The organism is Massilia pinisoli (genome assembly GCF_024753285.1).
Taxonomy (GTDB): Bacteria; Pseudomonadota; Gammaproteobacteria; order Burkholderiales; family Burkholderiaceae_D; genus Telluria; species Telluria pinisoli.
Map to the genome: position 1 here is coordinate 443,144 of NZ_JANUGW010000002.1, position 24,945 is coordinate 468,088.

Here is a 24,945-nt window from a genome sequence, read left to right on the forward strand (position 1 = left end):
CCACATGGCCGCGAAAAAAATCCGGCGGTGCCGGCTGCCTCCTATGTGTTGATGCTCTACAATAGGTGTTCGGTCGCGCGTCAATGGGCGTTCGTGCCTGCCCGCGCAAGTATCAGGAACCCGGATCAATGCTTCACCTGCACAACTCGGTACGCCGCTCTGCGCCGGCGCTGGCCTGCCTGGCCCTGTTCGCAGCGTTGCGCGCGGCCGCCGCCCCTGTCGCCGGGTCCGGCGTCTACCTCGAGGAACTCACGTCGCCCGAACTGCGCGACCGCATCGCGGCCGGCACGACGACGGCGCTCGTGCCCATCGGCGGCACGGAGCAGAGCGGTCCCCACATCGTCCTCGGCAAGCACAACGTGCGCGCCCGCGTGCTGGCGGGACGCATCGCCACGCGCCTGGGCGACGCCGTCGTCGCGCCCGTCGTCTCCTACGTGCCGGAAGGCGCGATCGCGCCGCCGGCAGGCCATATGCGCTTCGCGGGCACGTTGTCGATCCCGGACGCCGCCTTCGAATCGCTGCTGGAAGCGACGGCGAAGAGCCTGTGCCGGCACGGCATCCGCGACGTCTTCTTCCTGGGCGACCACGGCGGCTATCAGAAAAACGAACAGGCGGCCGCCGCGCGCGTGAACCGCGCCGGCGGCTGCCGCGCCCACGCGCTCGCGGCGTACTACGATGCCGCGACGACGGGGTTCTTCGCCGACCTGAAGCGGCGCGGCTTTAGCGACGCCGAGATCGGCACGCACGCGGGCCTGGCCGACACGGCCCTGTCGCTGGCCGTCGACCCGGCGCTCGTGCGGCCGGCGCAGGTGGCGGCCGGTGCGCGCGGCGGCGCGGCCGCAGGCGTCCACGGCGATCCGAGCCGCGCGACGGCCGAGCTGGGCCGGATGGGCGTCGAGCGCATCGTCGACGCGTCCGTCGCCGCCATCCGCGCCGCCCGGCAGACTGCATCCGACCCGAATCCGAATCCAACCAAACGAAAGTAAAGAAGCCATCGTGTCATCCAAAGTTATCGTTGGTGCCGTCCTGGCACTGTCCGTCGTGGCCGGCGGGGCCGTCGTGTCGCGTGTCGGCGGCGCCTCCGCGCCGCCCGCCTTCGTCAAGCCCGCTCCGGCGGTCGCCACCATCGCGACCGTGCCCGGCATGCCGCCCGTCGTCGATGCGCGCAACCTGTACAGCGAGACCGGCCCCACGCACCTGAGCGCGGCCGTGCAGGGCGACCTGGAACGCATCTACGTGCCGAACCTGCGCTCGAACGACGTCAGCGTCATCGACCCCGCGACGATGAAGGTCGTCGACACGTTCAAGGTGGGCCGCAGCCCGCAGCACGTGATCCCGTCGTGGGACCTGCGCACCCTGTGGGTCGCGAACAATGCCGAGCGCCACGGCGACGGCAGCCTCACGCCGATCGACCCGCGCACCGGCAAGCCGGGCCCGAACGTCACGGTCGACGATCCGTACAATATGTATTTCACGCCGGACGGCAAGTCGGCCATCGTCGTGGCCGAGGCGCGCCACCGCCTCGACTTCCGCGATCCGCACACGATGGCGATGCAGTACGCGATCGAGGTGCCGCAATGCGGCGGCATCAACCATGCCGACTTTTCGATCGACGGCCGCTACGTGCTGTTCACGTGCGAGTTCGACGGCAGCGTCGCGAAGATCGACCTCGTGAACCGCAAGGTGCTCGGCTACCTGAAGTTGTCGATGCCCTCGACGCGCTTCCGCGAAGGTGTCGACCCGACGGCGCCCGGCGCCACCGAGATCTGCTCGGCGAAGAAGGGCATGCCGCAGGACATCCGCAGCTCCCCGGACGGCAAGCGCTTCTACATCGCGGACATGGATGCGGACGGCGTGCACGTCGTCGACGGCGACAACCTGAAGGAAATCGGCTTCGTCCCCGCCGGCATCGGCACCCACGGCCTGTATCCGAGCCGCGACGGCAAATACCTGTACATCGCGAGCCGCGGCACGCACCGCATCCACGGCAAGCGCAAGGGCCCGGGCAGCGTGGCCGTGCTCGATTTCGCGACCGGCAAGATCGTCGCCAACTGGCCCGTGCCGGGCGGCGGCAGCCCGGACATGGGCAACGTCAGCGCCGACGGCAAGTGGCTGTGGCTGTCGGGGCGCTACGACGACGTCGTCTACCGCATCGACACGAAGACCGGCGACATGCAGAAAGTGAAAGTCGGCGGCGAACCCCACGGCCTGACCGTGTGGCCCCAGCCGGGCCGCTATTCGCTGGGCCATACGGGCAACCTGCGCTGACACGGCGCCCGGCGTTGGCGGAGCGGCAACGGTTCGTTGCGCAGCGGCCACGTATCGACGAAAACGGATAAATACAGACCTGGTTCATTTCCAAGTGACCAGGTCTGTTTCTATAATTCAAGTACCTTCCGTTCTCATCGGCGCCGCCATGTTCAAAAATATCACCATCAAAACGCGCCTGATCTTCGTGATCGCGCTCCTCGGTTTCGAATTGATCGTCGGTGCCACCGTCGGCATCGTCAGCCTGGGTCAGGCGAATGCCCGCATGCAGTCGATGTACGCCAACCAGCTCGTGTGCCTCGGCCAGCTGGACAAGGTCGTGCGCAGCATGAACCTGAACCAGCTGGCCCTCGCTCGCGCGCTCACGATCGAGCCGGCCAAGATGCCGGCGCTGCTGTCGGACATCGAACACAACGATGCCACCATCGACGAGCAGTGGAAGGTCTATGCCGGCACGACCATGATGGAGGGCGAAAAAGAAGCGGCCGACCGCTTCCTGCAGGCGCGCGCCAAGTTCGTCGCCGATGCCCAGCGGCCGTTGCTGGAGGCGCTGCGCGCCGGCGACGTGGCGCGTGCGACCGTGCTCGTGCACGGCCCGATGATCGAGCTGTTCGCGCCGGTCCGCGCGGCCATCAATTCGCTCATCCAGACGCAGCTGGACGAAGCGGCGAAGGCCAACAGCAAGTCCCAGTCGACATACGAGATGGTGCGCCTCGTGTGCCTGTCGGGCATGGCGCTGGGCCTGGTCCTGGCGGCCATAGTCGGCGCGATGCTCGTGAAGGGGATCGTGAACCCGCTGGACGAAGCCGTGCGCATCGCCGGCGCCGTGGCCGCGGGCGACCTGACGCAGGACATCCGCGTGCGCGCCAACGACGAGACGGGCCACCTGATGCGCGCGCTGAACGACATGAACGCGGGCCTCGCCCGCCTCGTGGGACGCGTGCGTGCGGGCACCGACACCATCGCGTCCGCGTCGGGCGAGATCGCGACCGGCAACCTGGACCTGTCGACGCGCACCGAGCAGCAGGCCGCCTCGCTCGAACGCACGGCGGCCTCGATGGAAGAGCTGACGTCGACCGTGAAGCAGAACGCGGACAATGCGCGCCAGGCCAACGTGCTGGCGCAGTCGGCCTCCGCAGTGGCCGCGAAGGGCGGCACGGTGGTGACGCAGGTCGTGTCGACGATGGGGGCGATCAATACGTCGGCCACCCGCATCGCGGACATCATCGGCGTCATCGACGGCATCGCGTTCCAGACGAATATCCTCGCGTTGAACGCCGCCGTGGAAGCGGCGCGCGCGGGCGAGCAAGGGCGCGGCTTCGCCGTCGTCGCGTCCGAGGTGCGCAACCTGGCGCAGCGCAGCGCGGCGGCCGCGAAGGAAATCAAGGAGCTGATCGCCGACTCGGTGGAGAAGGTCAATCACGGCTCGGCGCTCGTCGACCAGGCCGGTGCCACGATGGGCGAGATCGTCGGCAGCATCAACCGCGTGACGGACATCATGGCCGAGATCATGGCGGCCAGCCAGGAACAGTCCGTCGGCATCGAGGAAGTGAACCGCGCCATCGTCCAGATGGACCAGACCACGCAGCAGAATGCCTCCCTGGTCGAGGAGGCCACGGCCGCCGCCCAGGCGCTGCGCGAGGAGGCCGAAAGCCTGGCGCTTGCCGTCGGCGCGTTCCGCATCGATGCGCAGGCGGTCGGCATGCGCCGCACCGCCGTTCCCATGCTGGCGGGCGCGCGCGGCTGAAGGCGCACCGCAGCGCATCGACTTCCCCCTCCCGCCATCGCCCGTCCGTGCCCACCGCGGGGCGCGGACGGCGCGTCCATCGCGGCCGCCCCGCGTCCCGCTCGAGTGTCTCCCCCGAATGCCGCAGCCAGTTCGGCCCCGCCTGCGCCGCCCTTACGTAAAAATGCGTAATTTGTTGTTTTCGGTTATCAAATATTGCAAATTGAGAAGAAATTTCTGTCTGTAAATCGATTGATTTGATAAATTTGCTGAAAACAAGCGGGTATGTACAAAGCCGCGCTTGCACGAGCGGCAGCGCCGTCCATAACGAGAGAGGAATCACCCATGTTGGAAAGATTGACGGTCCGGTCCCGCGTGCTCGCGGGTTTCGCCACGGTGCTGGCGCTGTTCGTGGTCGTCGCCGGCCAGAGCGTGTATCGTGCGCGCGAGTCCAGCGCGATGACGGATTACCTGTTGCACGATAAATTGCACATCGAACGCCTGATCCTCGAGCTCGACGCCATCATCCACGTCAACGTGGCCGACACGGTCGCGGCGGCGAAGACGGACGACGCAACCTACGAGGCGAGCCTCGTGGAGGCGACGGGCAAGCGGTCGGCGCGCGCCACCGAGATCGTCGACGAGCTGGTGCACACCGTCGCCGACGAGCGGGCCAAGACGCTGCTTGCAAGCCTCGTCGCCCGCCGCGCCGCCTACCGGCAGGCGCGCGCGGACGTGCGGGCGCTGAAGGCGCGCGACGGCCGGGCCGCCGTCGACGCGTACATCGCAGGCACCTTGCGGCCCCAGAGCGACGACTACCAGGCCATTGTCGACAAGCTGGCCGCGCGCCAGGAGCAGCTGATCGACGAGCGCCGCGAGGCGACGCATGCGGCCAACGCGGCCGCGATCCGTGTCACGCTGGGCCTCACGGCGCTGGCCGTGCTGCTGGGCGTCGCGGCCGCCGTGGTGGTCGGCCGTTCGGTCGTGCGCCAGCTGGGTGGCGAGCCGGACGTGGCTGCCCGCATCGCGCACCGCATCGCCGAGGGCGACCTGGGCGTGCGCGTGGAGGTGGCGCCGGGCGATACGGCCAGCGTGCTGCACGCGATGGACGCGATGCGCGCGCGCCTTGCCGGCATCGTTGCCGACGTGCGCCACGGCACGACGGCGATCCAGGCGGCGTCAAGCGAGATCGCGCAAGGGTCGCTCGAATTGTCGGGCCGCACCGAGCAGCAGGCCGGCGCGCTCGAGGAGACGGCGTCGTCGATGGAAGAGCTGACGGCGACCGTACGCCAGAACGCGGACCACACGGCCGAGGCGCGCCGCCTCGCCGGGTCGGCGGAGACACTCGCCGCCGAGGGCGGCAGCGCCGTCGACGCGGTGGTGGCCACGATGGAGGCAATCAAGACGTCGTCCGGCCAGATCGCGGCCATCATCGCCGTGATCGACGGCATCGCGTTCCAGACCAACATCCTCGCGCTGAACGCGGCCGTGGAAGCGGCGCGCGCCGGTGAGCAGGGCCGCGGGTTCGCCGTCGTCGCGGCGGAAGTGCGCACCCTCGCGCAGCGTTCCGCCGCCGCCGCGCGCGACATCAAGCAGCTCATCGAAGCGTCCGCCGGCAACGTCGAGCAGGGCTCGGCGCGCGTGGCCGAGGCCGGCGCGAAGATCGCCGCCGTCGTCGCCAGCTTCCGTACGGTCAGCGGCATCATCGCCGAGATCGCCACCGCCAGCACCGAGCAGACGGCGGGCATCGAGCAGGTCGGCCATGCCGTCGTCGAGATGGACAACATGACGCAGCAGAATGCTGCGCTCGTCGAGGAATCGGCCGCGGCCGCCCAGGCGATGCGCGAGCAGGCCGAGGCGCTGGCGCGGCTCGTCGGGTTCTTCCGGCTCGACGGTACGCCCGTCCGTGCGCAACACCGGGGCCGCGCCGCGGGTGTCGACCCGGTCGGCATGCTGACCGTGGCGTAGGGGATACCCGACAGCACGCGTGCGGGCGCGCCGCTGGCGCCGGCCGCGCGAGCCGAGCAGAATGGGAGATCCGATCGACACTGACGAACAGGAGACTCCCATGAACGACAAGGTGGCACTGGTAACGGGTGGTACGCGTGGACTCGGCAAGGCGATCGCGCTGGCATTGCGCGAGCGCGGCTGCAAGGTGGCCGCGACCTGGCACGGCGACGAGGCCGCCGCGCGGCGGCTGGAGGAAGAGGCGGGGATCGCCACGTTCCGCTGGGACGTGGCCGATTTCGATGCGTGCCGGGCTGGTGTCGCGCGCGTCGCCGAACGGCTGGGGCCGGTCGACGTGCTCGTGAACAACGCGGGCATCACGGCCGACGCGATGTTCCACAAGATGGACGAGACCCAGTGGTGGGACGTGCTGCGCACGAATCTCGGGTCGATGTTCAACATGACGCGCCAGGTCATCGAAGGCATGCGCACGCGCCATTACGGGCGCATCGTCAACATCAGTTCGATCAACGGCCGCAAGGGCCAGATGGGCCAGAGCAACTACGCGGCGGCGAAGGCCGGCATCTTCGGCTTCACGAAATCGCTGGCGCTGGAAAACGCGGCGCACGGCATCACCGTCAACGCGGTGGCGCCCGGCTACTGCGACACCGACATGGTGGCGAAGGTCAAGCCGGAAGTGCTGCAGGCGATCGTCGCCGGCATTCCCGTCGGCCGCCTCGGCACGCCGCAGGACGTGGCGCGCATGGTCGCGTTCCTGGCCGACGAGGCCGCGGGTTTCGTCACCGGGGCCACGTTCGACGTCAACGGCGGGCAATACCTGGCGTGACGCGACGGCCGTCCCGGTGACGGCCGCCATGCTCCGTCAGTGCGCGAGCAGGACGGGGATGTCCGCCTCGGCCAGCACGGTGCGGCTCGCACCGCCCAGGCACAGTTCGCGCAGCCGGCTGTGGCCGTAGCAGCCCATCACGAGCAGGTCGGCGCCTTGCGCGCGCGCGAGGTCGAGCAGGGCACCGCCTTCGTCGCGCGCGGCCGCGCCCAGCAGCGTGTCGGCCTGGATGCCGTGACGGGTGAGCCAGGCGCGGACGTCGGCCAGCTGCGCCTGGAAGTCGCCGCCCGCGGTACCGGCCAGGTCGGCGATGACGACGGCGCTTGCGCGCTCCAGCAGCGGCAACGAGGCGGACAGCGCAAGCGACGCTTCCTTGCCGCCGTCCCAGGCGAGCAGGATGCGGCCGGGCAGGGCGGGCGGTTCGGCGCGATGCGGAACGATCACGACGGGTCGGGCCGCATTCAGGATCACGTAGTCGGGCAGGCGCACGACGCTGCCGGCCGGCGCTTCGTCGGGATCGTCCCGGCTGACGACGACGAGGTCGGCGAAGCGCGCGAGACGGGCGAGGCCCTCGTCCGGCTGGTCGCATACGAGCCGGGTGTCGTGCGCCGTGCGTTCCTCGGCGGCGATCGCGTCGAACGCGGTGAGCGTGCGCCGGGCGTTGACTTCGAGCGGCTCGAAACAGCTGGCTTCCAGCGTCCCGGGGCGGATGTCGAAGCCGGTCGGGAACACGGCGCGCGACACACCCGTGAACGCGGCGCCGAGGAGCAGCGCGCCGTGCTCCCGTGCGAGGCGGGCCGCGTAGCGGATGCGCGCCGGCGCGTGGCGCGATTCGTCCACATGCACGACGATCGTCTTGTAGTCCATGGCCTGCCTCAGTGCGCGTGGTGGACGAGGTCCCGGCGCGGGCGGGCGTGGCGGCGTGGCGGTGCGCGGTCGGGCATGCGGCCCGTCGCCGGCTCGCAGGGGAGTGCCAGCACGGCGTCGAGGGCGTCCGCCACCTGCCGGCCCAGCGCGACGTCGCCGCCTTCGACCTGCGGGACGGTGCGGTGCAGCGCGCACAGGATGATGGCGTGGTCGGCGCGGCGTGGGTGCAGCCATCCGTCGCCCAGCAGCTCGAGCAGCGTTTCCTCGTGGCGGAACCCGGCTTCGAGGGCCGCAACGACGCCGGGAAATTCTTGCGCGAACAGGTCGTCGGGTTGCGTCCGCAGCCGGGCGACGCGGGAGCGGAGGTCGCGGCGACAGCGCTGCAGGGCGGCCGCGGCGGCGGGTTGGGCGAGGCCGGGATCGGAGATTCGCATGATAGACCTCAAACTTGTCGATGATGCCAACCAGTGTCTTTGGTGTGGCACCCGTTTCGTTTGATTTACCTCAAAAACGCCAGAATCTGTTGAATTCGGATTAACGGACGAGTGGCAATGGCGCCTGCGCGTGCTAACAGCTCAACCTTTAAGAATAGTTCGGACGGTCGGAAGAGCAAATTGATTCCGCCAATCCCGTCGGGCCGCGCGATCGAAAAAATCATCGGCAGAGCGCAGCACATGAGCATATGCTGAATTCGTATATACATATACGGAGACGACGATGAAATTCGGTTCGACGCCCGCCCGCATGAGGGCTCACCTGCATCTGTCCCACATCCACCGGCCGCACATCCACCTGCCGCACATGCACCGCGACTGGCACGCGTTCGAACCCGTGCTGCGCGTCTGCCAGATCGTCCTGCTGGTCGTGCTGGCCCTGCCGTTCGCGCAATTCGTGGCGAAATCGATCGTGTGGTTGTTCGAAAGATTGTTCGGCTGATCCGTTCCGCGCATCGATCGGCGAATCGATCAGCACATTGAGCCGCGTCGCGGGCGCGGCTGCATTAGGATGATCCGGATATCGACTTCCGATCCGGACCCTATGCCCGTACCCGTTTCCGCCCGCCGCCGCGTCGCCCTGACGCTGCTGTCCCTGCCGCTGTTGTCCCTCGCACTGTCTCGCCGCGCCGCGCATGCCGCCGCGCCGGACGGCAAGCGCATTTCGATCATTGATACCGGCGCCGTGGCCGACGGCGCCAACGTCAATACGCGCGCCATCCAGGCCGCGATCGATCGCGCGTCCGGACAGGGCGGCGGCACCGTCGTCGTGCCCGCCGGTGTGTTCGTCAGCGGCGCGCTGTTCCTGAAGCCGGGCGTCCATCTCCACCTCGAGCGGGGCGCCGTCCTGCGCTGCTCGACGGACATGCGCCATTTCCCCGTCCAGCGCACGCGCATCGAGGGCCACTTCGAGGAGCGCTTCAATCCGGGCTTGATCAACGCGGCGGGCTGCGACGGATTGACGATCACGGGCGCGGGCACGCTGGACGGCGCGGGCCGGCCGATCTGGGACCGGTTCTGGCAGCTGCGCAATGCTGCCAAGGACAAGGCCGCGTTCCGCAACCTGGACGTGCCGCGCGCCCGGCTCGCGGTCATCGAGGGCTCGCGCGGGGTGACGGTGGACGGCGTCACGTTCAAGGATTCGCAGTTCTGGAACCTGCACCTGTACCGCTGCCGCGACGTCGTCGTGCGGGCTTGCCACTTCGAGGTGCCGGACGATTACGTGCAGGCGCCCAGCACGGACGGCATCGACATCGACAGCTGCCAGGACGTGCTCGTCGACGGCTGCCATTTTTCCGTGACGGACGACTGCATCGCGGCCAAGGGCTCGAAGGGCCCGCATGCGCCGGACGACAAGGACAGCCCACCCGTCGAGCGCGTGCGCGTGCGCAACTGCGACTTCCGGCGCGGCCACGCGATGTTCACGTGCGGCAGCGAGGCGACAGTCGTGCGCGACGTCGTCGTCGAACATTGCACGGTGAGGGACGTAGGCGCAGTCGCGCACCTGAAGCTGCGGCCGGACACGCCGCAGCGCTACGAGAACATCGTGATGCGCGACCTCGTGCTCGATTCCACCAAGGGCGAGATCGTCGCGATCCGGCCGTGGAGCCAGTACTTCGACTTGAAGGGCGAGGCGCCGCCGCATTCGTCCGTGCGCGGACTTGTGCTGGACGGCATCCGCGGGCGGTTCGGCGCGTTCGGCATCGTGGCGCCGAATCCGGGCCAGACCGACATCTCGGGCATCGTGCTGCGGAACCTAAATTTGCAACTAACCGACGAGCGGCTGCAGGTAAAAGGCGCGGCCAGCCCCGCGATGGAGAACGTCGTCGTCAACGGCAAGCCCTACACGGCGTAGGGCCTGCGCACCGCCAGGCCAGATCAGCGCACGAGACACGGGCGCTTGTTGTCGAACTTCCAGCCCGGGATCAGGAACTGCATGGCGGCCGCATCGTCGCGCGCGCCGAGCCCCATGTTCTTGTAGGCCTGGTGTGCCTTCTCCAGCTCGGCCTCGTCCAGTTCGATGCCAAGGCCCGGTCGTGCCGGCAGGTGCACGTGGCCGCCCTCGATGCGCAGCGGTGCCTTGGTCAGGCGCTGGCCGTCCTGCCAGATCCAGTGCGTGTCGATGGCGGTGACCTTGCCCGGCGCCGCCGCGCCCACGTGCGTGAACATGGCGAGCGAGATGTCGAAGTGGTTGTTGGAGTGCGAGCCCCACGTCAGGCCGAACATCTGGCACAGCTGCGCCACGCGCACGGAGCCCTGCATCGTCCAGAAGTGCGGATCCGCGAGCGGGATGTCCACGGACTGCAGCTGGATCGAGTGGGCCATCTGGCGCCAGTCCGTGGCCACCATGTTCGTCGCCGTCGGCAGGCCCGTCGCACGGCGGAATTCGGCCATCACTTCGCGGCCCGAGAAACCGTTCTCCGCGCCGCACGGGTCTTCCGCGTAGGCGAGGATGCCGTGCTTGTCGCGGCATACGCGCACGGCTTCCTTGAGCGACCAGGCGCCGTTCGGGTCCAAGGTGATGCGGGCGTCGGGGAAGCGCTCGTGCATCGCAATGACCGCGTCCATCTCGTCGTCGGCCGACAGCACGCCGCCTTTCAGCTTGAAGTCGTTGAAGCCGTAGCGCGCGCGCGCGGCCTCGCACAGGCGCACGATGGCGTCCGGGGTCAGCGCCTCCTCGTTGCGCAGGCGCAGCCAGTCGTCGTCCGCGTCCGGTTCCGCGCGGTACGCGAGGTCGGTCTTCGTGCGGTCGCCCACATAGAACAGATAGCCCAGCATCTCGACGGCCTGGCGCTGCACGCCTTCGCCCAGCAGCGCGGCGACCGGTACGCCCATGAACTGGCCGAGCAGGTCGAGCAGGGCGGATTCCACCGCGGTCACGGCGTGGATCGTCGTGCGCAGGTCGAACGTCTGCTGGCCGCGGCCGCCCGCGTCGCGGTCGGCGAACGCCGTGCGCATGGCGTTCAGCACGTTGTTGTACTCGCCCAGCGTCTTGCCGACGACGAGCGGGCGCGCGTCCTCGATCGTCCGGCGGATGTTCTCGCCGCCCGGCACCTCGCCGAGGCCCGTGTTGCCGGCGCTGTCCTTCAGGATGACGATGTTGCGGGTGAACCAGGGGCCGTGGGCGCCGGACAGGTTCAGCAGCATGCTGTCCTGGCCGGCGACGGGCACGACGCGCAATTCGGTGACGACGGGGGCACTGGTAACGATGGTGTTCATGGTCTTTGTTGAGGTGGTGAGTGTTATCGGGTCGACAGCGATTTCACGAGCTTGACGCGCTTGATGTCGCCGACGACGAACAGGTAGCAGGCAATGGCCAGCGCCGCGTTGGCGCCGACGTAGACGAGGGCACCGGCGAACGAGCCGGTCGCGTCGACGATGTAGCCGATGGCGATGGGCGTCGTGATGCCGGCCGTGTTGCCGAAGGTGTTGAACAGGGCGCCCGACAGGCCGCCCGCTTCCTTCGGCGACGTGTCGGACACGACGGCCCAGCCCAGCGCGCCGACGCCCTTGCCGAAGAAGGCGAGCGACATCACGGCGACGACGAGCGTGTCGGCCTCGACGTAGTTACAGGCGATCATGCTCATCGACATCAGCATGCCGACCACGATCGGCACCTTGCGCGACACGGACAGCGAGTAGCCGGCCTTCGCGAGGCGGTCGGACAGCCAGCCGCCGGTGATGCCGCCGAGGAAGCCCGCGATTGCGGGGAGCGAGGCGACGAAGCCCGCCTTCAGGATCGTCATATGGCGTTCCTGCACGAGGTACACGGGGAACCACGTGAGGAAAAAATAGGTCAGCGTCGTGATGCAGTACTGGCCGACGTAGACGCCGAGCAGCATGCGGTTGCCCAGCAATTCCTTGATGCAGGCAAGGGTGTCCACCTGGCGCGCCGCCGCCGTGCGCGCGCCGCCCTCGAGGTCGACGAGGGCGCCGCCTTCCTGGATGTAGGCCAGTTCCGCGGGGTTGATCGACGGGTGGTCCTTCGGGCCGTGGATCGTCTTCAGCCACAGTCCGGCCATCAGGATGCCCAAGGTGCCCATCACGTAGAACACGCTGTGCCAGCCGAACGAATGCACGAGCCAGCCCATGATGGGGGCGAACAGCACGGTCGCGAAATACTGGGCCGAGTTGAACACGGCGGCCGCAAGTCCCCGTTCGTGCGTGGGGAACCACGCGGACGCGATGCGGCTGTTGCCGGGAAACGAAGGCGCCTCCGCCGCGCCGACGAGCAGCCGCAGCACGAACAGCAGCCCGACGGCGGCGCCGCCGGCCACGAAGCCGGCCGCGCCGGTGAACAGGGTGAACGTCGACCACAGCAAGATGCTGAAGAAATAGGTGATCTTCGAGCCGAAGCGGTCGAGCAGCCAGCCGCCCGGCAGCTGGGCGACGACGTACGACCAGGCGAATGCGGAGAACACGAAGCCCATCTGGACGCCCGACAGGCCCAGTTCCTTCTTGATGTCGGGCCCCGCGATCGAGATCGTCGCGCGGTCGGCGTAGTTGATCGTGGTGATGGCGAACAGCATGGCGAGGATCAGCCAGCGGGTGCGCGTGCGGGCGAGTACGGCGCTTGCCGCCTTGACGGTATGTGCGTTGTTCATAATCTCTTCCGTTCATGGTTAAAGAAGAGAGACATGCTGTACCTGGCCGGCCGACCGCAGTGAGAGTGTCTCGGATGCTACCCGGATCGATTGTCCAGGTGGCTTATGTTCTGCGGTGATCATAAGCCTTGACCGATACACGATCAAACCAAAGTATGACGGGAAGAATCCAGGAATTGAATCAGTCGACGCGGAAGGTGGGGAGAACGTCGTGCAGGAACAGGTCCAGCACGGGATTGTCGTTGTCGCGCCGGTACATGCACACCATGTCGACGGGCTCCGTCGCCATCTTGCGCATGACGATGCCGTCGAATTTCAGCCGGGCCGCGCCTTCCGCGATCAGGGCGGCGCCGATGCCCGCGCGCACGAGCGCGAGCATCGTGTGGACTTGCCCGACGTACTCCACGACGTCGGGCACGACGCCGGCGCGGGCGAAGCGCTCGGTCAGCATCTGGTGGAACGGCCGCGCCTCGTGCGGCGAGTACATGACGAACGGGCGGCCATGCAGGTCGGCGAGCGTCGGATCGAGGGGCCAGTCGCCCGCGTCGCGCTCGTGGATCGCGAGCATCAGCGATTCCGTGGCGATCAGCTGGCTGGCGAGCTCGCCGTTCACGGGGTGCGGACGCATCAGCCCCAGGTCCAGTTCGCCCGCGTTCAGCGCTTCCACTTGCACCGTGCTCACAAGTTCCTTCAACGTGAGCGACACGCCTGGCGCGCGCTCGCGCAGCCGCCCCACGACTTCCGGCAGCAGGCTGTAGCCGGACGCCGACGTGAAGCCGATCGCGAGCGTCCCTTGCTCGCCCTTGGCGGCGCGGCGCGCGACGAATGCCGCTTCCTCGGCGATGCGCAGGATGCGCGCGGCTTCCGGGAAGAAGGCCCTGCCGGCGGCGGTCAGCCGCACGGAGCGGCTGTTGCGCTCCAGCAGCCGGGCGCCCACGTGGTGTTCGAGCAGGCGGATCTGGCGGCTCAGCGGCGGCTGCGTCATGTTCAGGCGTTCGGCCGCGCGGCTGAAATGCAATTCCTCGGCGACGGCAACGAAGCAGCGGAGCTGGCTGATCTCGAACATGGACTTTCCTTGGGTAATCCGGTGGACGACCGCGATTATGACCGATGCGCCGCCCGGTGGGGCCCTCGTGTTATCGTCGGGCCGAATCTAGTACGCACGGGAGGGAACATGAGTGTCGACCAGCGCATCGCCATCGTCACGGGCGCGACCGGCGGCATCGGGCAGGCATTGGTGCGGCGCCTGCTGCACGACGGGGCCAGCGTCATGCTGGCCGACTTGCACCAGGACCGCCTCGATGCCACGCGCGCGGAGCTCGGGCGCGAGTTCGACGTCGCCCGCATCGGCACGGCCGTGTGCGACGTGTCGCGCGAGGATCTCGTGGTCGCCGCCGTGGACGCGACGATCAAGCAGTTCGGCGCGTGGGACTACGTCGTCAATAACGCGGGCCGCATGCTGTTCAAGCCCATCGAAACGCAGACGGAGCAGGACTGGCGCGACATCCTCGACGTCGACCTGCTGGGCGCCTTCTTCTTCACCAAGCAGGCATTCCTGCGCATGCGCCGCGGTGGCGCGATCGTCAACGTGTCGAGCGTGCACGCCGTCGAGACGGAACCGCTCGTCGCGCCGTACGCCGCCGCGAAGGCGGCGCTGCTGTCGCTCACGCGGTCCGCGGCGCTGGAGGGCAAGGCGAAGGGCATCCGCGCGAACGCCGTGCTGCCGGGCGCCGTCGACACGCCCATGTTGTGGAGTAATCCGAACGTGGCGGCCGGTGTGGAAGTCATCGACAAGGCCGACGTGGGCGCCCCCGAGGACCTCGCCGCCGCCATCGCCTTCCTGCTGGCGGACGACGCCCGCTTCGTCGACGGCACGTCGCTGCGCGTCGACGGCGCGCGGCTGGCGCGCCTGTAGGGGCGCAGCGCCCCGGCCGGGGTCAGTGCCAGCGCACGGGCATCAGCATCTTCGAGCGGAACCAGCGCGCCAGCAGGTTGCCGCACATCCGCGCGAGACCCAGGTGGCCCATCACGTGACGCTGGTACGTGAGGCCGTACATCGCGATGGCGAACGGGCCTTTCACGTGCAGGTGGCGGATGCCGAGCGCGCGGTGCAGGATGCCGACGGCGCCCGCCCGGCCCAGCGACACGAGCGTGCCGTAGTCGCGGTACCGGAAGCCCGGCAGCGATTCCGGTGCCTTGTGCGCGAGCACGTGCGCGAGGTAGACGGCCTGCTGGCGCGCGGCCTGGGCGCTCGGCGGCGCCATCGCGGTCTTGTCCGGATTGAGCAGGGTGCAGCAGTCGCCCATCGCGTGGATGTCCGGGTCCGTCACGCTGCGCAGCCGCGCGTCCACGACGACCTGGTCGTTGCGGTTCAGCGCCACGTTCAGGCTCGTGCTGAAGCGCGGGCCCTTTACGCCGGCCGCCCACACGGTGATCGCGGCGGGGAACACGCGGCCGTCCGTCGTCTCGACTTCGTCCGCGCGCACTTCGGCGACCGAGGTGTCCGTGCAGATATCGATGCCCATCGCCCGCAGCTTGCGCACCGCGAGGCTCGCGGCCTCCGCATCCAGCGACGGCAGCACCTGCGGCCCGCGTTCGACGATGCGGATATGGACCTGGTGCGGCGATTCCAGTCCCGCGAGGCCGTAGTGGGCCAGCGTGTCGACCGTGTGCCGCAGGTCGGCCGCCAGTTCGATGCCGGTGGGGCCGGCGCCCACGATGACGATGTCGATCAGCGGCGCGCCCGCGTCCGTGCGGGCGTTGCGGCGCCGCCCGGCCTGCGCGCACAGGCCGAGGAAGCGCTGGCGGAAGCCTTCCGCGCCCGCCACGCTGTCGAGCGCCAGGCAGTGCTCCTGCGCGCCGGGGATGCCGAAGAAATTCGTCACGGAGCCGTAGGCCAGCACGAGGCGGTCGTAGTCGATGACGGTATGCGCGTCGGGCGCGTCATCGAACCTGCTGCGCACGGTCAGGGTGCGGCGGGCGCGGTCGACGTGGACGACTTCGCCGCACACGAACGTGAAGTGGTTGTCGATGGCTTGGCGCGCGTAGTCGATCATGTGGTCGGCCGGGTCGATGGTGCCGGCGGCGACTGCATGCAGCAGGGGTTTCCAGAAGTGGGTGGGCGCGGTGTCGACGAGGATGACGCGGTCCCTGTGGCGGCTGCCTAGGCGGCGTCCGAGCCGGGTGGCGAGTTCGAGGCCGGCGACGCCGCCTCCGACGATGACGATGGACTGCATGGTGTGCTCCCTTCTTTTTCGAATCGATGGGGCGGGGCGGGTGGACCGCCGGCGCCGCGCTGCATTCGCGCATCCGCCGGCGCAGTGCCCGCGGATGCCGGGAAGACTGCGATCAGTGCCGGGTGACCGGCATCACTACCTTACGTACGTCCTTGCGCATGACGACCGGTTTGGACGCCTGTACGCCGATGCGCGCCGTGCGGGCGGCCGCGATGGCGCGCGGCGACGTCGTCACGGCCAGCGCCGCGTCGGGCTGCACGCCCAACTGGTCCAGCACGACGGAATACGGCGCCTTGTGGCCGCGCGCCTCGAAGTCGGCGCCCGTCAGGACGACGGAGAAGATGTGGTGCGCCGTGTCGCCGAAACGGTGGCGCAGTTGTTCGCCGGCCTGGTCGTGCGGCAGTTCGGAGATGAGGGCACACGGCAGGCCGTCTTCGATCGCCTGGTCCAGGAGACGCTCGGCATCGGCGGCGCCAGCCGCTTGCGTGCCACGGAATGCGGATAAGTCGAAGATGAACGCTTGTGCCGTCATGATGTTCTCCTTTTGCCAGTCGTTGTTGCTCGAATTGTTTTTACTATACGGCCGGGCGGGATAAAATAAAAATAAATAATTTTTAGAATTCGATAAGGAATTCCTTATGTATCCAGCCAGCTTCAAGCAACTGCAGGCATTGCAGCTCGTGGCGCGTCACCAGAGCGTGTCGCGCGCCGCGGAGGCGATGCACGTCACCCAGCCCGCCGTCTCGCTGCACCTGAAACAGCTCGAAGATGCGGCCGGCGTGCCGTTGACGCGCCGCCAGGGCCGCAACATCCAGATGACCGCGGCGGGCGAACTGCTGGTGGGCTACGCGGAGCGCATCCTCGGCCTATGGGAAGAGGCGGGCGACGAGATTGCGGCGCTGAAGGGCGTGACGTCGGGTACGTTGCGCATCGGCGCCGTGATGACGGCGGAGCACCTGCTCCCGCCGATGCTCGTACGCTTCACGACGGGCCGCCCGCACGTGCGCATCAAGCTGCAGGTGGGTTCGCGGCCGGAAGTGATCGGCATGCTCAGTCGCGACGAGATCGACCTCGCCATCATGGGCACGCCGCCGCGCGAATTCCCGACGAGCGCGAGCCGCTTCGCGCGTCACCCGATGGCTTTCTTCGTGGCGCCTGGCCATCCGCTGCTCGCCCAGGGGCCCGTCACATTGGCCGACATCGCCGCGCATAACCTGCTCGTGCGCGAACGCGGGTCGGGCACGCGCGCCGCGATCGAGCGCCGCTTCGAGGAAGAGGGCGTGGCGCTGGCGATCGGGTCCGAGCTGTCCAGCAACGAGGCGATCAAGCAGATGACGGCCGCGGGCCTCGGCGTCGCGTTCCTGTCTGTCCACGCCTGCACGCTCGAAGTGCGCAACCGGCTGCTCAGCGTCCTGCCGGTGCCCGGCGTCGTCGTGCAGGGCGAGTGGCACGTGATGCACAAGGCCGCGCGCGCGATTCCCACGGTGGCCGCCTCGTTCCACGAATTCATGGTGGAGCACGGCCAGCAGGTCATTTCCGACGAGCTGGAAAGCATTGCGTGGAAGTGAACAAGGAATATATAATCCGTATATGGATTGTATATGGAGTATATGATGGGTATCGTGAACATCGAAGACGAATTGCACGACCAGATCCGCAAGGCGAGCACCGTGTCGTGCCGCTCGATCAATGCGCAGGCGGCGTTCTGGGTACGCATCGGCATGCTGTGCGAACTGCATCCGACGCAGAGCTTCAACGAGATCATGGCGCGCGAGCTGCGCGCGGCCGGGGTCGTGCCGCAGGCGCTGAAGGTGATGGCGTGACGAAGCGGCCGGAGGAGGTCGCGCTGCTGGCGGCCGCGGGCAAGCTGCTCGCGGACGTGTTCGCGCGGCTCGATGGCCTCTCCCTGGCCGGCATGTCGACCATGCAGGTCAACGACCTCGTCGACGACTTCATCGTGCACACGCTCGGCGCGCGGCCCGCCAGCAAGGGGCAGTACGGCTATGCGTTCGCGCTGAACGCGTCGCGCAACGACGTCGTGTGCCACGGCCTGCCGTCGCCGGCGGAGGTGCTGCGGGACGGCGATATCGTGAACTTCGACATCACCTTGGAAAAGGACGGCTACATCGCCGACTCCAGCAAGACGTATCTCGTGGGCGACGTGGCACCGGAAGCGGCGCGGCTCGTGCGCGTGACGTACGAGGCGATGTGGCAGGGCATCCGCGCCGTGCGTCCGGGCGCGCGGCTGGGCGACGTGGGACATGCCATCGAACGCCATGCGACGCGTCACGGCTACGCCGTCGTGCGCGAGTACTGCGGGCACGGCATCGGGCGCGAGATGCACGAGCCGCCGCAGGTGCTGCACTGGGGGCGCCCGCGCACGGGCCTCGTGCTGCGCGAAGGGATGGTGTTCACGATCGAGCCGATGCTCAACGCCGGGCGGCACGCCGTGCGCACGGAGGACGACGGCTGGACCGTGCGCACATGCGACGGCGCGCTGTCCGCGCAGTTCGAGCACACGGTCGCCGTCACGCGCACGGGCGCGCGCGTGCTCACGTTGCGGGCCGGGGAGACGGCGCCGCGCTGACCTAGGCGAGGGCGAGGCGGCGCGGACGCTCCCGCGTGTCTTCGTCGATCTGGAAGATGTTCACGACGGAGCTCAGTTCGACCGCCTGCACGCGCAGCGATTCGGCAGCCGCCGCCGCTTCCTCGACGAGTGCCGCGTTCTGCATCGTCATCCTGTCCAGCTGCGAGATCGCGCCGTCCACCCGGCCGATCTCGTCCTGCTGCGACTTGGTCGCGGTGCTGATGTGGTCCATGATGCTGCTCACGCGTTGCACGCCCTCGACGACCTTGCTGATGGTTTCGCCCGCGTGGCCGACGAGGGCCGTGCCGGCGCTGACCTTCGCCACCGAATCCTCGATCAGCGCCTTGATTTCCTTGGCCGCGGCGGCCGAGCGGTGCGCGAGGTTACGCACCTCGCCCGCAACGACGGCGAAGCCGCGTCCCTGTTCGCCGGCGCGCGCCGCTTCGACGGCGGCGTTCAGCGCGAGGATGTTCGTCTGGAAGGCGATGCCGTCGATGACGGAAATGATGTCGACGATCTTGCGCGACGACTCGTGGATCAGCTGCATCGTGGCGACCACTTCGTCGACGGCCGCGCCGCCTTCCACCGACACCGTGGACGCCGTCGTCGCGAGGCTGCTCGCCTGGCGCGCATAGTCCGCGTTCTGATGCACGGAGGCGACGAGTTGCGTCATCGCGCTGGTGACCTGGGAGAGGGTGGCCGCCTGGGTCTCCGTGCGGCTCGACAGGTCGTTGTTGCCGGACGCGATCTGCGACGACGCGGACGCGATTGTCTCGGTGCCCGTTCGCACCCTGGCGACGATGTCCGTGAGGCCGTGGCGCATCGCGTTCATCGCATGGATCATGCTTGACGGCCCGGCGCGCGACGTGTCCACCGGATAGGTCAGCTTGCCGCTGGCGATGGCCTGCGCAGCCTCCGTTGCCTGCGCGGGTTCGCCGCCCAGCTGGCCAACGAGGCTCCTCACGATCACGATGCCGACGACGGTGCAGAGCACGACCGCGACCGCGCTGAGGGCGGAAATCCAGAAGCGCGCCTGGCGCGCCTCGCTGCTGGCGGCGGCGCTCGTCGTGGCATTGGTGCGCTGGATGCTCTTGAGCAGCACGTCGATGTCGGCGACGATCTCGCGGCGCAGCGGGCTGCAGTCGTTGACGAGGAACTTGCCGTAGCCGTCCATGTCCGCGGCGTTGCGGTAGGCGCGCGGCCGATCCAGCTCGGTGGCCATCCTCAGCATGCCGGACTTCACTTTGACGTATTGCGGATCGCGGCCGAGTTCCGCGTCGAGCTTGCCCAGTGCCGCCATGTAGTCGGCCTTGAACTTGTCGACGAGGGCCAGCTCGCGCGCGGCGGCTGCGTCGTCCTTGAAGACGTAGGCGTTGCGCGCCGCGATACCCGTCTGGTCCAGCGCTTCGCGCGCGGCGTACAAGGGTTCGAGCTGGCTGTTGCGCACGTCGTTCGCGGCCTGCAGGGCGCCGTCGATGTTGTTCACGCGGGTGACGGACAGAATCGCCACGACGAGCGTGACGGACAAGATGAGGGCAAATGCAAGATACAACTGGGTTGCGATCCCAACGCGTTGCAGGAAATTCATCACGGCTCCAGCGGGTAAAAATGGCAGACGGGGCGCTGCCTCGCCAGTGTAGCCACAATTGCCGTATGAAAATTTCCAGACGCTACGCAAAATTTCGAGAAACAAACTTTTTGTTGTATTTACGCATACCAAGAGTGAAAAGTATCACCGGGCTGCCAAGTTTCCCTCTTTTTACGCCGGGCCGACCGGCACGCGTTCCCAGTAACCGGTCGCGTTATACACGGCTTTCAGGTGGTCGATGAAGTGCCGGATCTTCGCGGGCAGGTAGCGCTGCTGGGGGAACACGGCCTGGATCGGATAGTTCCCGACTGCGAAGTCGTCCAGCACCGTCACGAGTTCTCCCCGTTTCAGCTCGGCCTGGATTTCCCACGTCGAGCGCCAGCCGATGCCGAGGCCTTGCCTGACCCAGTCGAACAGCAGTTCGCCGTCGTTGCAGGCGAGATCGCCGTCCACGCGCACGGCGAACAGCTTGCCGTCGCGCTGGAACGTCCAGCCCCGTTGCTGGCCGCCCTGCAGATTGAATGCCAGGCAGTTGTGGCGCGCCAGGTCTTCCGGCGTTTGCGGCACGCAGTTGCGGTCGAAGTAGTCGGGCGTCCCGCACACGACGCGCCGGTTCGGGAAGAGGGGGATCGCGACGTAGTTCGGGTCCATCACCTCGCCGATGCGGATCGACATGTCGTAGCCTTCGCGCACGAGGTCGACGACGCTGTCCGTGAAGTTGAATGACATCTTGAGTTCCGTGTGGATCGCGCGGAACGCGGGCGCGTGGGGCGCCACGTGCTTGCGGCCGAATGCGGCGGGCGCGGAGACGACGAGGTGGCCCCGCACCGTGCTGCGGCCCGCGCTGATGCTGTTCTCCGTGATGTCGAAATCGCGCAGCAGCTGGCGGCACGGCTCGATGAATTGTTCGCCCAGCGCCGTCAGCGTGAGCCCGCGCGTCGAGCGGTGCATGAGGCGCACGCCGAGGCGCTGTTCGAGTGCGTCGAGGCGGCGGCCCATGACGACGGGCGTCACCCCTTCGGCCAGCGCGGCGCCCGCGAAACTGCCTTTTTCCGTGATGAGGACGAAGCTGCGTATTTCCGTGTACCGATCCATGCTTTCTCTCTGACTCAATACTTAAAGTATCGACAGTGCCGATAGTAGCAGCAATTCAACTTGCCGTGCGATCTCGATATGCTGGGTCATCGTCCAAAACCAACCAATGAAACGGAGGAGAACATGGCCCGAATGAGAGCGATCGACGCCGCGGCGGAAGTGCTGCGCAAGGAAGGTGTGAGCACGGTGTTCGGCGTGCCCGGCGCCGCGATCAACCCGTTTTACTCGGCAATGAAGAAGAACGGCGGCTTCGAGCACGTGCTCGCCCGCCACGTGGAAGGCGCCTCGCACATGGCCGAGGGCTATACCCGCGCCAAGGCCGGCAACATCGGCGTCTGCATCGGCACGTCGGGTCCGGCCGGCACCGACATGATCACGGGCCTGTACTCGGCCCAAGCCGATTCGATACCTATCCTATGCATCACGGGCCAGGCCCCCCGCGCCCGTCTGTACAAGGAAGACTTCCAGGCCGTCGACATCGAGACGATCGCCAAGCCCGTCACCAAGTGGGCCGTCACCGTGCGCGAGCCGGACCTCGTCCCGCGCGTGTTCCAGCAGGCGTTCCACGTCATGCGCTCCGGCCGGCCGGGCCCCGTGCTGATCGATCTGCCGTTCGACGTCCAGGTCGCCGAGATCGAATTCGACATCGACACCTACGAGCCGCTGCCCGTGTACAAACCCGCGGCGACCCGCGCCCAGGCCGAGAAGGCGCTGGCCATGCTGAACGCGGCCGAGCGTCCGCTGATCGTCGCCGGCGGCGGCGTGTTCAATGCCGATGCCGCGGCCCGCCTGCAGGAATTCGCCGAGATCGTCGGTGTTCCGGTCGTCCCGACTTTGATGGGCTGGGGCGCGATCCCCGACGACCACCCGCTGATGGCCGGCATGGTCGGCCTGCAGACGTCGCACCGCTACGGCAACGCGACGATGCTGGAATCGGACTTCGTCATCGGCATCGGCAACCGCTGGGCGAACCGTCACACGGGCTCCGTCGACGTCTACAAGAAGGGCCGCAAGTTCGTCCACATCGACATTGAACCCACGCAGATCGGCCGCGTGTTCGGCCCCGACTACGGCATCGTCTCCGACGCCGGCGCCGCGCTGGACCTCATGATCGACGTCGCCCGCGGCATGCAATCGATCGGCGGCCTGCCTGACCGCAGCGCCTGGGCCGCGCAATGCCAGGAGCGCAAGCGCACCTTGTTGCGCAAGACCCACTTCGACGCGGTGCCGATCAAGCCGCAGCGCGTCTACGAAGAGATGAACCGCGCGTTCGGCAAGGACACGACGTACGTCAGCACGATCGGCCTGTCGCAGATCGCCGCCGCGCAGTTTCTGCACGTGTACAAGCCGCGCAACTGGATCAACTGCGGCCAGGCCGGCCCGTTGGGCTGGACCGTGCCGGCGGCACTCGGTGTCGTCGCTTCCGGCGCGAAGACGGACGTCGTCGCGATCTCGGGCGACTACGACTTCCAGTTCATGATCGAGGAGCTCGCGGTGGGCGCGCAATTCAAGCTGCCTTACCTGCACGTCGTCGTGAACAACGCCTATCTGGGCCTGATCCGCCAGGCGCAGCGCGGCTTCGACATGGATTACTGCGTCCAGCTGGCGTTCGAGAACATCAACGCCCCGCAGCTCGGCGCGTACGGCGTGGACCACGTCGCGGTTGCCGAGGGCCTCGGCTGCAAGGCGATCCGCGTGCGCCAGGTCGACGACATCCAGCCCGCATTCGCCGAAGCGCGCCGGTTGATGGCGCAGCACCGCGTGCCGGTGATCGTCGAGATCATCCTGGAACGCGTGACGAACATCTCGATGGGCACGGAGATCGACGCCATCAACGAATTCGAGGCGCTGGCCGATCATCCGGGCGATGCGCCCACCGCCATCCGCGCCTGACGTTGCAACACGAGGAGACTGATATGCCAAGATTCGCAGCCAACCTGACCATGCTGTTCAATGAACTGCCGTTCCTCGACCGCTTCGAGGCGGCGCACGAGGCGGGCTTCAAGGGCGTCGAATACCTGTTCCCGTACGCCTTCGAGAAGGAGGCGCTGGCGGAACGCCTGCAGCAATACGGCCTCACGCAGGTCCTGCACAACCTGCCGGCCGGCGACTGGGAAAAAGGTGAACGCGGCATCGCCGTGCTGCCGGGCCGCGAGGCCGAGTTCCGCGAAGGCGTCGCCCGCGCCATCGACTACGCGAAGGCGCTGAACTGCCGCCAGGTGAACTGCCTGGTCGGCATCGCGCCGGCCGGCATCGATGCGGGCACGCTGCGCCGCACCGTCGTCGAGAACCTGCGCTACGCGGCCACGCAGCTGAAGCAGGCCGGCATCCGCCTGCTGATCGAACCGATCAACACGTACGACATTCCGGGCTTCTACCTGACGACGACCAGGCAGGCACTGGACTTGATCGAGTCGGTCGGCGCGGACAACCTGTTCGTCCAGTACGACGTCTACCACGCCCAGCGCACGGAAGGCGAGCTGGCGAAGACCGTCGAGAAGAACCTGGCCCGCATCGCGCACATCCAGGTCGCGGACAACCCGGGCCGCAACGAGCCGGGCACCGGCGAAATCAATTACGGGTGGCTGTTCAAGCACCTGGACCGCATCGGCTACGACGGCTGGATCGGCTGCGAATACAAGCCCGCCGCGGACACGCGCGCAGGCCTGGACTGGATCGTCAAGCTGGCCCGTTAATCACATCACGCAAGGAGACATAGCATGGCAAACATCGGATTCATCGGCCTGGGCATCATGGGTGCCCCGATGGCGGGACACCTCATCGCCGACGGCCACACGCTGTTCACGAACACGGTCGGCCCGACCCCGTCGGCCCTCGTCGAAGCGGGCGCCCGCGTGTGCCTTAACGGTGCCGAAGTGGCGTCGCAGGCGGACATCATCTTCATCATGGTCCCGGACACGCCGCAGGTGGACGAGGTCCTGTTCGGCAAGGACGGCGTCGCGTCGCGGCTTTCGGCCGGCAAGATCGTCGTCGACATGAGCTCGATCTCGCCGGTCGCGACGAAGGATTTCGCCCGCCGCATCAATGGGCTGGGCTGCGAATACCTGGACGCGCCGGTGTCCGGCGGCGAGGTGGGCGCGAAGGCCGCGAGCCTGACGATCATGGTCGGCGGCAGCGAGGCGGCATTCGCCACCGTCAAGCCTCTGTTCCAGAAGATGGGCAAGAACATCACGCTCGTCGGCGGCAACGGCGACGGCCAGATCACGAAGGTCGCGAACCAGATCATCGTGGCGCTGACGATCGAAGCCGTGGGCGAGGCGCTGCTGCTGGCCGCCAAGGCCGGCGCCGATCCGGCCCGCGTGCGCGAGGCGCTGATGGGTGGCTTTGCCAATTCGCGCATCCTCGAAGTGCACGGCGAACGGATGGTCAAGCGCACGTTCGCGCCGGGCTTCCGCATCGACCTGCACCGCAAGGACCTGAACCTGGCGCTGACCACCGGCCGCCAGCTGGGCGTCGCGCTGCCGAACACCTCGACCGCGCAGGAGCTGTTCAACACGTGCGCCGCGCATGATGGCGGCGGCTGGGATCACTCCGCGATGGTGCGGGCGCTCGAGATCATGGCGAACTTCGAGATCGGCCAGAAGCAGGCCTGATACAGGCCGTAGGGTGGGCACAGCGGTGCCCACCCTACAAGTGCACGTATCGGGAAATTAGAGGAGACAACG

23 protein-coding genes are annotated in these 24,945 nt (G+C 67.8%); 14 read left to right on the forward strand and 9 right to left on the reverse strand.

Annotation, left to right across the window (positions count from 1 at the left end; all coding sequences use genetic code 11):
* Positions 1-128 precede the first annotated feature (128 nt).
* The 5 genes from NX784_RS04100 to phbB all read left to right on the forward strand — a co-directional run bounded on the left by NX784_RS04100 (position 129) and on the right by phbB (position 6,788).
* Positions 129-986, forward strand: coding sequence for a creatininase family protein (locus tag NX784_RS04100; protein WP_258815418.1), 858 nt, complete (start codon positions 129-131; stop codon positions 984-986).
* 157 nt (positions 987-1,143) lie between these two features.
* Positions 1,144-2,268 carry a YncE family protein gene (locus tag NX784_RS04105; RefSeq protein ID WP_258815456.1) on the forward strand — a complete coding sequence of 375 codons (1,125 nt, stop codon included), beginning with the start codon at positions 1,144-1,146 and terminating at the stop codon, positions 2,266-2,268.
* Positions 2,269-2,416: 148 nt separating this feature from the next.
* Positions 2,417-4,015: a methyl-accepting chemotaxis protein gene (locus tag NX784_RS28785; RefSeq protein WP_307735788.1), complete on the forward strand. Its 1,599-nt coding sequence runs from the start codon at positions 2,417-2,419 to the stop codon at positions 4,013-4,015.
* Positions 4,016-4,339: 324 nt separating this feature from the next.
* Complete coding sequence (locus NX784_RS28790) at positions 4,340-5,962, forward strand: methyl-accepting chemotaxis protein (RefSeq protein WP_307735790.1); 1,623 nt, start codon at positions 4,340-4,342, stop codon at positions 5,960-5,962.
* Between the two features lie 100 nt (positions 5,963-6,062).
* On the forward strand, positions 6,063-6,788 hold the full coding sequence (phbB, locus tag NX784_RS04130) for an acetoacetyl-CoA reductase (RefSeq protein ID WP_258815419.1): 726 nt from the start codon (positions 6,063-6,065) through the stop codon (positions 6,786-6,788).
* A gap of 36 nt (positions 6,789-6,824) precedes the next feature.
* Here phbB and NX784_RS04135 read toward each other — a convergent pair whose 3' ends face one another.
* Positions 6,825-7,655, reverse strand: coding sequence for a universal stress protein (locus NX784_RS04135; RefSeq protein WP_258815420.1), 831 nt, complete (start codon positions 7,653-7,655; stop codon positions 6,825-6,827).
* Between the two features lie 8 nt (positions 7,656-7,663).
* On the reverse strand, positions 7,664-8,089 hold the full coding sequence (locus NX784_RS04140; RefSeq protein WP_258815421.1) for a hypothetical protein: 426 nt from the start codon (positions 8,087-8,089) through the stop codon (positions 7,664-7,666).
* A 283-nt stretch (positions 8,090-8,372) separates the two neighbouring features.
* Here NX784_RS04140 and NX784_RS04145 point away from each other — a divergent pair, with 283 nt between their 5' ends.
* Positions 8,373-8,591, forward strand: coding sequence for a hypothetical protein (locus NX784_RS04145; protein ID WP_258815422.1), 219 nt, complete (start codon positions 8,373-8,375; stop codon positions 8,589-8,591).
* 102 nt (positions 8,592-8,693) lie between these two features.
* Positions 8,694-10,004 carry a glycoside hydrolase family 28 protein gene (locus tag NX784_RS04150; RefSeq protein ID WP_258815423.1) on the forward strand — a complete coding sequence of 437 codons (1,311 nt, stop codon included), beginning with the start codon at positions 8,694-8,696 and terminating at the stop codon, positions 10,002-10,004.
* 23 nt (positions 10,005-10,027) lie between these two features.
* Here the strand turns inward: NX784_RS04150 and gudD are convergent, their stop codons facing one another.
* The 3 genes from gudD to NX784_RS04165 all read right to left on the reverse strand — a co-directional run bounded on the left by gudD (position 10,028) and on the right by NX784_RS04165 (position 13,819).
* Complete coding sequence (gene gudD / locus NX784_RS04155; RefSeq protein ID WP_258815424.1) at positions 10,028-11,368, reverse strand: glucarate dehydratase; 1,341 nt, start codon at positions 11,366-11,368, stop codon at positions 10,028-10,030.
* 23 nt (positions 11,369-11,391) lie between these two features.
* Entirely contained in the window at positions 11,392-12,753 is a 1,362-nt protein-coding gene (locus NX784_RS04160) for an MFS transporter (protein ID WP_258815425.1), read from the reverse strand.
* Between the two features lie 181 nt (positions 12,754-12,934).
* Entirely contained in the window at positions 12,935-13,819 is an 885-nt protein-coding gene (locus tag NX784_RS04165) for a LysR family transcriptional regulator (protein WP_258815426.1), read from the reverse strand.
* A 108-nt stretch (positions 13,820-13,927) separates the two neighbouring features.
* Between NX784_RS04165 and NX784_RS04170 the strand changes: the two genes are divergently transcribed.
* Positions 13,928-14,668 (forward strand): SDR family NAD(P)-dependent oxidoreductase, encoded by a 741-nt coding sequence (locus NX784_RS04170; RefSeq protein ID WP_258815427.1) that lies wholly within the window; start codon positions 13,928-13,930, stop codon positions 14,666-14,668.
* A 22-nt stretch (positions 14,669-14,690) separates the two neighbouring features.
* Here NX784_RS04170 and NX784_RS04175 read toward each other — a convergent pair whose 3' ends face one another.
* Together NX784_RS04175 and NX784_RS04180 are read right to left on the reverse strand one after the other, a co-directional pair.
* Positions 14,691-15,989 carry an NAD(P)/FAD-dependent oxidoreductase gene (locus NX784_RS04175; protein WP_258815428.1) on the reverse strand — a complete coding sequence of 433 codons (1,299 nt, stop codon included), beginning with the start codon at positions 15,987-15,989 and terminating at the stop codon, positions 14,691-14,693.
* A gap of 112 nt (positions 15,990-16,101) precedes the next feature.
* The gene (locus NX784_RS04180) at positions 16,102-16,521 is read right to left on the reverse strand and encodes an HAD family hydrolase (protein WP_258815429.1); all 420 of its coding nucleotides are present in this window, start codon (positions 16,519-16,521) and stop codon (positions 16,102-16,104) included.
* Between the two features lie 106 nt (positions 16,522-16,627).
* Between NX784_RS04180 and NX784_RS04185 the strand changes: the two genes are divergently transcribed.
* Genes NX784_RS04185 through map form a run of 3 tightly spaced genes read left to right on the forward strand, consistent with a single transcriptional unit; the run spans position 16,628 to position 18,576 of the window.
* Positions 16,628-17,557, forward strand: coding sequence for a LysR substrate-binding domain-containing protein (locus NX784_RS04185; RefSeq protein WP_258815430.1), 930 nt, complete (start codon positions 16,628-16,630; stop codon positions 17,555-17,557).
* 45 nt (positions 17,558-17,602) lie between these two features.
* The gene (locus NX784_RS04190) at positions 17,603-17,812 is read left to right on the forward strand and encodes a ParD-like family protein (RefSeq protein WP_258815431.1); all 210 of its coding nucleotides are present in this window, start codon (positions 17,603-17,605) and stop codon (positions 17,810-17,812) included.
* Positions 17,809-18,576, forward strand: coding sequence for a type I methionyl aminopeptidase (gene map / locus NX784_RS04195; protein ID WP_258815432.1), 768 nt, complete (start codon positions 17,809-17,811; stop codon positions 18,574-18,576). Before NX784_RS04190 ends, map begins: the two co-directional genes overlap by 4 nt.
* A 1-nt stretch (position 18,577) precedes the next feature.
* Here the strand turns inward: map and NX784_RS04200 are convergent, their stop codons facing one another.
* Entirely contained in the window at positions 18,578-20,164 is a 1,587-nt protein-coding gene (locus NX784_RS04200) for a methyl-accepting chemotaxis protein (RefSeq protein ID WP_258815433.1), read from the reverse strand.
* A gap of 171 nt (positions 20,165-20,335) precedes the next feature.
* Complete coding sequence (locus NX784_RS04205; RefSeq protein ID WP_258815434.1) at positions 20,336-21,259, reverse strand: LysR family transcriptional regulator; 924 nt, start codon at positions 21,257-21,259, stop codon at positions 20,336-20,338.
* A gap of 123 nt (positions 21,260-21,382) precedes the next feature.
* Between NX784_RS04205 and gcl the strand changes: the two genes are divergently transcribed.
* Genes gcl through NX784_RS04220 form a run of 3 tightly spaced genes read left to right on the forward strand, consistent with a single transcriptional unit; the run spans position 21,383 to position 24,873 of the window.
* Positions 21,383-23,152 (forward strand): glyoxylate carboligase, encoded by a 1,770-nt coding sequence (gene gcl / locus NX784_RS04210; protein ID WP_258815435.1) that lies wholly within the window; start codon positions 21,383-21,385, stop codon positions 23,150-23,152.
* Between the two features lie 23 nt (positions 23,153-23,175).
* Positions 23,176-23,955, forward strand: coding sequence for a hydroxypyruvate isomerase (gene hyi / locus NX784_RS04215; RefSeq protein ID WP_258815436.1), 780 nt, complete (start codon positions 23,176-23,178; stop codon positions 23,953-23,955).
* A 24-nt stretch (positions 23,956-23,979) separates the two neighbouring features.
* The gene (locus tag NX784_RS04220; RefSeq protein ID WP_258815437.1) at positions 23,980-24,873 is read left to right on the forward strand and encodes a 2-hydroxy-3-oxopropionate reductase; all 894 of its coding nucleotides are present in this window, start codon (positions 23,980-23,982) and stop codon (positions 24,871-24,873) included.
* Positions 24,874-24,945 lie beyond the last annotated feature (72 nt).